Origin of the sequence: Gracilimonas sp., from assembly GCF_035704785.1 — a bacterium.
In the GTDB taxonomy this organism is placed as follows: Bacteria; Bacteroidota; Rhodothermia; order Balneolales; family Balneolaceae; genus Gracilimonas.
Window position 1 is genome coordinate 1 of the sequence record NZ_DASSWP010000053.1, and the last position, 7,378, is coordinate 7,378.

Sequence of the window (7,378 nt, forward strand, 5' to 3'; positions counted from 1 at the left end):
GGCACCTTGTGGCTCTACCGTTCTGCCAATACCACGCTTATATCTGCCTGCAGCCATTACAGTCAATATAACGGCCAGTAGCATTCCTAACCAAAAGTAGATCAAGTGAGAAGTAATTGAAAGATCTAAAACAATGCTACCTCCATTTGCAGGAACAATTCCGGCCTCTTCATCTTCAATAAATTCACCGGAGGCCAGTGCAGATTTTGTAGACAGATAAGTACTTAAGCTTGATTCTCCAGATGCATCTTCCCAATAAAAAATTCTTGGCAGATATATTTTACCCTCATTGATAAATCCCGGGACCTTCAGATAATCGTGATCGGCCACAGTTCCCATTACGTCGAGGATAGGCTCTTCGTCCTGCTCAGGCGCATCAACGGCAAACGTATTTGAGGTGCTAATCGATAGAAATAAAAGAGTTAAAAAAACTCGACGCAGGCTTTGAACCATTTTTTTCTGCTACTCTTTTTTATAGAATTTTGTTAATAAAAATCATTTCCGTTACAGATTGACAAAGATAGGAAATTATAAAACTAACTGTAAAGTAGAATTCATCAATTTTTGTTACCCCAATTAAAATTGCGAACAAAGTCAGCACCAGCAAAAACCGTACTGCGGTAGAGAAGAAAAAAATCTTCGTAAATAGCCTGTTTTCAGCGTTTTTGAAGGCGTCAAAGATCCATGCACTGCTGCTTACAAAAATGGCACTTAGCATCACACCTGATAAGACTGCCACTCCCTCTTGTTCACCTATGTAAAAAAAACCGAGACTCAAGAGCATGAGTAGCCCTGAAAACTGTAAGGTTCCTTTTAAAACAGAATCACTTAATTTGATCATCATCACGTTTATTGAGCTTTTTATTGATCCGGGCGATCATTAGCCCAAAAACCACGAAGGCCAACAGTATTCCTGCTAAAATAAATTTAGGGGATGTTTCAAAATATTCATCCAAAAAATAACCAGTGAGTATTGGAATGATCAAAGATGCTGCAATTTCAGCACCCAAACCTAAATATTCTGCATAATTCTTTGGAAGAAAATTATTGGGCAATGCTTCAGGAAGAGCTTTTTACTTTACTGTCGCTTACAGCATTGGAATCATCATTGTCTGAAAGGAATTTAGCATCAGAACCCATACGGCAAGAGCCATTGATCTGAGCACCCTCTTCAACTATCAATGTTTTAGTGTAAATATCACCATCAATTATCGCACTTTTTCTTAAGGTAAGTTTATTTGATACTTTCACTTCTCCCTCTACCCGGCCGGCAATATCAGCCTCAACTGATTTCAAATTACCAACTATTTTACCATTTTCTGTCACTATCAGCTTGCCTTTTGACGCAGCTTCCCCGTCAACATGTCCGGCAATACGAATGTCGGTTTGAGAGTTTAGATTCCCTTTCAGCTTAGTGCCTTCGCTTATAATATTTACCGCCGGTGAGTGACTGGAACTATCAGACATGTTATTATTTGTGGTTTTCTTTGAATTTAGCATAATTCGTTTTTATTTGATTAAATAAATTTCAGGATCTTGAGGTACTCCATTCTTCCAAATTTCAAAATGAAGATGTGGTCCGGTACTCAATACTCCGGCGTTCCCAATTTGACCCAAAATATCACCTTCTAAGACAAGGTCGCCTTCCTTTTTATTTAATTTTGAGAGGTGCTTATACGTAGTAACCACACCGCCGCCGTGTTGGATGGATATTACATATCCATTGTTAATTGTCCAACTGCTATTAAATACTGAACCGTCTGCGATATTTATAACCAATTCGTTATTCTTTGTTGCAATATCAAGGCCATAATGTTCTTCATCAGGTAAATATCTGCGGGTCAACGATCCTTGTACCGGATATTTTGCAGGAAAATCTGGTGCTGTTTTAGATACATTTGAAAATAAAATCTCATTTTGAGAAAGCTTGTCAAACGTACGGGATTGTTCAAAAGTCATGAAATCAGAATTTTGAGAGAGGTTTCCTTCATTGAAGTACTCCTCAAACCTTTCATCCATGGCTAAAGTTGTATCAACACTTAAGCGTATTATATTCTTCATTTCCTGAAGCTGCATATCCTGTTGTCTCAGTGAATCTTCAAGTGAAATAGCTTTTTGTGTAACCTCCAGAATTTGAGCTCTTATTTCAGCATCATCAGTACTGTAAAGCAATCCTCCCAGCGGGGTTAGCATAAATACAAGTGCTACGATCAATGCAAAAGTAGCAGACATGGCTAATATCAATCCAAATAACCCCTTTGGATATACATGGTATGAGTTATCTTCACCTGGTTTTGAATCATCCAGCAACATAACCGTAATTTTCTTACGGCGTTGTTCAAATAATTTTTTTAATAAATCAATCATCACTGTAAGTTAAACAATACAAGAATATTATTGGGATGAAATTTTGTCAAAATTTGAGCAAGATTCTTGGTGATCTCTCTTCGGTCAAATCTCTCCATAAATTCCTTACTTGATCGAGGCAGATCTTCAAGCTCCCACTTTTGATATATACTGCATATTTGTTCAGTTATACTTTCATTATCATCTAAGTTCCCAAAAAATCCTGCGGTGTATTCTTTCAACAGTTTGGAAGACTCTCCATCGTAAACCAAACCTAAAATTGGCTTTCCTGTACCAAAATACTCAAAAAGTTTGCTGCTTTTCACCTGTTTATGGATCCTTTGATCAAGTCCGCCTTGAAAGTGTAGATGAATATTCTCACCATTAACTAATCCACTAGATTCTGCAGACTTTATGGCTTTTAAAAACATGTCCGATTGATTCTGCTCGTAAAACAAACCGCTGTAGAGAAAATACAACTTTTCCTCTTTATAATTCAGTACGCTGTGATCCTTTCCTTCGCTAAAATCGTGAGGATCATAGCCATGAAGAACCTCAAAAGTATTTATATCAAGTTCAGGAAAATTGAATTTAATATTTTCCAGCATATAGCTATCCAGTCCTGTTACTGCATCTGCATGTTCTAAGTTAAATTCTTCCATTCTTTTCATGATGCGTTTCTGCCAGGCAAACATATCGTCCATGAAGTGTTTGTTCAGCCAAAAATCACGATAATCAAGTATCCATTATCCATGGAATGCCGCTTTCTTGGCTTAATTTTGCTCCTGCCATGTGATTGCTGAATGGCGGAGCCGTACTGAATATCAGATCGATCTCCCTTTCCTGAATGATCTCCAACCCTTTTTCAATTGCGGGTTGTATCCATCCCTTTTTTTATCAGGATACATAAACAGCCTTAGAAACCTTCGGGCTGTTTTTGATAATGAATCCGGCACACTGGTTTTTTTCGCAGATAATGTCCGACTTCCTAAATGGAAAGGAGTTTTGGGGCTAACCCTAATAACCTCGGGAGAAATGCTTTCCAGCTCTGCCTGCAGACTATCATCAAAGTATGGGTACATGCCCGATTCGGGACAAAGCACAATTGGATTCCAGCCAAATTCCCGCAAATATTTTACAAATTTAAGCGGACGCTGTACACCGCTCCCACCCATAGGTGGAAAGTAGTACCCAATGAACAGTACGTTCTTCATGCCGGACAAAGGAGGTCAGGAAACCGAGTAATTCGGGGCTTCCTTCGTGATTTGCACGGAATGCGGGTGACTTTCTTTATAAGCTGCCGCAGAGATCTGTACAAATTCTGCATTCTTCATTTCTTCGATATTTGAGGCTCCTGCATAACCCATAGCAGCACGAAGACCGCCGGTCATTTGGTGAACCACTTCTCCAAGATATCCTTTAAATGGAACACGGCCTTCAATGCCTTCCGGTACTAGTTTATTGATATCATCTTCCACATCTTGGAAATAACGATCTTTGGAGCCTTTATTCATCGCTCCAATACTGCCCATTCCCCGGTATGATTTATATTTCCGGGATTCATATATAATGGTTTCACCCGGACTTTCATCCACACCGGCAAACATAGAGCCCATCATAACCGCATCAGCCCCACCTGCAATTGCCTTAGGTATATCTCCGGTTTGTTTTATACCGCCATCAGCGATTAAACCAATACCATTTTCTCGGGTGAATTCCGCTACTTCCATCACTGCGCTCAACTGCGGAACACCAACGCCGGTTACCACGCGTGTGGTACAGATTGAGCCCGGCCCAACACCTACTTTCACAACATCTGCACCGGCATCTGCCAACGCCTGGGCTGCTGCTTTGGTTGCAATATTTCCGCCAATTAGATTCAGATTCGGATAAGCTTTTTTGATTTTCTTGATTGTATCTAATACTCCCTGTGAATGACCATGAGCTGTATCTACAGTGATAGCATCAACACTAGCCGCCACCAAGGCATCCACCCGATCCATAGTGTCCGCAGTCACGCCCACGGCGGCACCTACTCTCAACCTTCCCATTCCATCTTTACAGGCATTCGGAAAGTTCTTTTTCTTCTCAATGTCTTTGAAGGTGATCAGTCCCACCAGTTTATTATTACTGTCAACAATAGGCAATTTCTCTACTTTGTAATGCTGAAGGATCTGTTCTGCCTGCTTCAGATTGGTTCCTTCTTTAGCGGTATATAGTTTCTCATGCGTCATGATATCACCGAGCTTTTTACCCATCTCAGACTCAAAGCGCAGGTCACGATTTGTTACAATACCTATTAAGATCCCCGCATCATCCACAATAGGAATCCCACCAATTTTCTGTTTTTTCATAAGCGCCCGGGCTTCACGAACAGTAGCTCCTTCCTTTAGCGTCACCGGATCAACGATCATTCCGCTTTCACTCCTCTTTACTAAACGAACATGTTCGGCCTGGTCTTCAATACTCATATTCTTATGAAGCATGGCAATTCCACCTTCCCGGGCAAGAGCAATAGCAAGGCGGTATTCCGAAACCGTATCCATGGCCGCACTCATAATGGGAACGTTGAGCGTGAGTGTGGGCGTCAGCTGAACCGTAGTATCGACTTCGCGAGGGAGTACTTGAGAGTAATTTGGCACAAGGAGCACATCATCATAAGTAAGTCCCTGGCGCGTAATTTGTTTAAAGGGAGAAGAGTTATTCATTGTATGTATCAATAAAAAAATTTGGCTTGCAGTTTTTCAAAGATAAGTATATCTCTTTGGAAGTTCTGCATTGAATAACAATTTTAAGTTGATTCGCGTAGGACGCTCCTAAACAAATGTAACTATGCCTGATTCTAAAAATTATTCCCGAAAAGAAATTAGCCGGATCCTTGTCAAAGCTTCCGAAATTCAGGCTTTGAAAGAACATCATGAAGACCCTGATGGGTTAACGGAGCAAGAACTTCTACATGTTGCTGAAGAAGTTGGGATCAGTAGAGAAGCGTTGATTGAAGCTTTGAATACGATCGATGAGCCTGATCTTGATGAACAATCCTACAGTTACCTAAAAGGAACCTCACAAATTCAGGACGTTTCAGCTATTCCGGGCGAATTTACTGATGAGCAGTGGGAAGAAATCGTTTTGGAGATCCGCAAAGTTACCGGCGGAATCGGTAAGATCAACAAAACCGGAAAAACGTATGAGTGGGAACAGCGGAAAAGTGAATTTGGCTATAAGCATTTCTCCTTTACCCCAAAAGATGGACAGACTAAAATTCAGATGGTTTCTTCCTGGGGGCCTTTTAAAATGCTCACCGGGTTCCTGAGTTTTTTCTTTGCCTTCATCATCACCATAATAGCTGTAAAAGAGATCAGTGGCAAAGAGACAGCCTTATTAATCGCTCCATTTTTTGGGTTGGGTGGATTTGCCATGAGCCGTTTTTTTCTAAAGAGTTATTACCGAAAACAAAAAGCACAGCTCGAAAAGCTTACCCATGTTCTCTCCAAAAAGATCAGGTCTTTCGGAACTTCTGCGAGTTCTATCAAAATTGATGAACGTGATGTTTACCAGTCTCAGGAAAAGACCAATTCAGGGAAAGCCAAAGATCTTAATGCTTAAAGCGGTTTTACTTTAAGCACTTTGGTGGCTGTTTCCAGTGAGCAAATACCATCCTGAAAACTGCTCACCCAATAGTGAACAGATTCACGGCGGCGTTTTACAAAGGGATCGCAGGATGAAAAACGCCCCTTGAGTTCTTGAACCATGAACTTAACATCTTCATTGATTTCAATTTTAAGCTCATCCGGTAAATTACCCCAGCCTAGTAAATCAAACGCCTGTTGCATTTCTGTAAATTCCCGGCGTCCCTCTTTTTTGATTCGCTTTAATAACGGAACGGCAAAAAGAGTTGAAGACTGGTTTTGTTCTGGGGTGATTGAAAGTGCGTTGCTTGTCATAATATTTGGGTTTTGTTTTATGATTTACCCAATGATAATGACAGTAAGTGACAACATAGTGTCACCCCGTGATTAAATTATTCAAAAAATGATTTACCTGGCTACGAAAACTCTAAAACACAAAATCCTTTATGCAAGGAACACTTCTTGCATTGTATAGTAGCGAAAAGTGAACTATTTATGTACATTTATTTATGTACATAATTTAATTTTTAGTCATGAAGAAAGTACCTGTAAATAAAGTAAGAGAGCAATTAGCAAAATATCTCACCGAAGCAGAGCGTGGAGAAGAGGTTATTATTACCAAACATAATAAACCCATTGCCAAATTGGTGAATTATGAAAAGCCCAAGAAAGCGAAGTTTCCGGATATGACTGAATTCCGCAAACAATTCAAAGTTAAAGGTAAACCACTGTCTCAAACAGTTATTGATATGAGAAGAGAGGACCGATACTAATAATGTATGTAGATACCAGTTCTTTAGTGGCTTTTTATGTCCCAGAAGAAAAGACAGAGACCGTTTCCTTACTTTTTCAAGAAGCTGATGAAATTGTAGTAAGTTCATTGACTGAAGTTGAATTCATTTCAGCAGTAAACAAAAAACTGAGAATGAATACAATGACTCAGGCAGAGAGTGAAGCAGCAATTAATGAATTTGAAGATCAAATGCGAAAACAGCTTATAAGTGTGTACACATTACACCAAAAAAACTATGATATAGCTGCATCAATTTTAAAAGAAACCGAACTACCGTTAAGAGCTCTTGATGTGCTCCATCTATCGGTATGTTATGAAGGAAAATTACCTATCCTAAGCTTTGATAAAATCTTACTTAAAGCTGCTGAAGAGTTAGAGATAGGAATAGTGCATTAATCCGGATAAATACTCCTCTTCGCAGCCAGCAGCGTATTCTTCATCAGCATAGCTACCGTCATGGGGCCAACGCCACCCGGGACCGGCGTGATCCAGCTGGCTTTCTTCTGTACAGATTCAAAATCTACATCCCCAACCAACTTATAACCTTTTTCAGAATTTTCATCTGCAATTCGATTTATCCCAACATCAATAATAACCGCCCCTTCTTTGA

At 39.9% G+C, this 7,378-nt stretch carries 11 protein-coding genes and 2 pseudogenes; 3 read left to right on the top strand and 10 right to left on the bottom strand.

What is annotated here, in order from left to right; translation table 11 throughout:
* The 8 genes and pseudogenes from VFM80_RS02770 to guaB form a co-directional block, all read right to left on the bottom strand.
* A pseudogene (locus VFM80_RS02770) lies at positions 1–453 on the bottom strand (F0F1 ATP synthase subunit A); the annotation flags it as partial.
* A 19-nt stretch (positions 454–472) separates the two neighbouring features.
* Positions 473–844, bottom strand: a complete 372-nt coding sequence (locus tag VFM80_RS02775; RefSeq protein WP_395069323.1) for a hypothetical protein — start codon at positions 842–844, stop codon at positions 473–475.
* On the bottom strand, positions 825–1,055 hold the full coding sequence (locus VFM80_RS02780; RefSeq protein ID WP_395069325.1) for an AtpZ/AtpI family protein: 231 nt from the start codon (positions 1,053–1,055) through the stop codon (positions 825–827). The genes VFM80_RS02775 and VFM80_RS02780 overlap by 20 nt, the downstream gene beginning before the upstream one ends.
* A gap of 4 nt (positions 1,056–1,059) precedes the next feature.
* On the bottom strand, positions 1,060–1,467 hold the full coding sequence (locus tag VFM80_RS02785) for a bactofilin family protein (protein WP_395069327.1): 408 nt from the start codon (positions 1,465–1,467) through the stop codon (positions 1,060–1,062).
* A gap of 42 nt (positions 1,468–1,509) precedes the next feature.
* Positions 1,510–2,367: a M23 family metallopeptidase gene (locus tag VFM80_RS02790; RefSeq protein ID WP_395069329.1), complete on the bottom strand. Its 858-nt coding sequence runs from the start codon at positions 2,365–2,367 to the stop codon at positions 1,510–1,512.
* Positions 2,367–3,050, bottom strand: a complete 684-nt coding sequence (locus tag VFM80_RS02795; protein WP_395069331.1) for a hypothetical protein — start codon at positions 3,048–3,050, stop codon at positions 2,367–2,369. The genes VFM80_RS02790 and VFM80_RS02795 overlap by 1 nt, the downstream gene beginning before the upstream one ends.
* A 120-nt stretch (positions 3,051–3,170) precedes the next feature.
* A complete protein-coding gene (locus VFM80_RS02800; RefSeq protein WP_395069333.1) occupies positions 3,171–3,560 on the bottom strand; it encodes a hypothetical protein in 390 nt (129 codons plus the stop codon).
* 15 nt (positions 3,561–3,575) lie between these two features.
* Positions 3,576–5,054 carry an IMP dehydrogenase gene (guaB, locus tag VFM80_RS02805; RefSeq protein WP_395069335.1) on the bottom strand — a complete coding sequence of 493 codons (1,479 nt, stop codon included), beginning with the start codon at positions 5,052–5,054 and terminating at the stop codon, positions 3,576–3,578.
* A gap of 124 nt (positions 5,055–5,178) precedes the next feature.
* On the opposite strand from guaB, the gene VFM80_RS02810 reads away from it, so the two are divergent.
* Positions 5,179–5,952: a hypothetical protein gene (locus VFM80_RS02810; RefSeq protein WP_395069336.1), complete on the top strand. Its 774-nt coding sequence runs from the start codon at positions 5,179–5,181 to the stop codon at positions 5,950–5,952.
* Here VFM80_RS02810 and VFM80_RS02815 read toward each other — a convergent pair.
* Positions 5,949–6,290, bottom strand: a complete 342-nt coding sequence (locus tag VFM80_RS02815; RefSeq protein WP_395069338.1) for a hypothetical protein — start codon at positions 6,288–6,290, stop codon at positions 5,949–5,951. The genes VFM80_RS02810 and VFM80_RS02815 overlap by 4 nt on opposite strands.
* Before the next feature lie 218 nt (positions 6,291–6,508).
* Between VFM80_RS02815 and VFM80_RS02820 the strand changes: the two genes are divergently transcribed.
* Complete coding sequence (locus VFM80_RS02820) at positions 6,509–6,748, top strand: type II toxin-antitoxin system Phd/YefM family antitoxin (protein WP_395069340.1); 240 nt, start codon at positions 6,509–6,511, stop codon at positions 6,746–6,748.
* A 2-nt stretch (positions 6,749–6,750) separates the two neighbouring features.
* Complete coding sequence (locus VFM80_RS02825; RefSeq protein ID WP_395069341.1) at positions 6,751–7,164, top strand: type II toxin-antitoxin system VapC family toxin; 414 nt, start codon at positions 6,751–6,753, stop codon at positions 7,162–7,164.
* On the opposite strand, the pseudogene VFM80_RS02830 reads toward VFM80_RS02825, so the two are convergent.
* A pseudogene (locus tag VFM80_RS02830) lies at positions 7,161–7,378 on the bottom strand (bifunctional 5,10-methylene-tetrahydrofolate dehydrogenase/5,10-methylene-tetrahydrofolate cyclohydrolase); the annotation flags it as partial. The gene VFM80_RS02825 and the pseudogene VFM80_RS02830 overlap by 4 nt on opposite strands.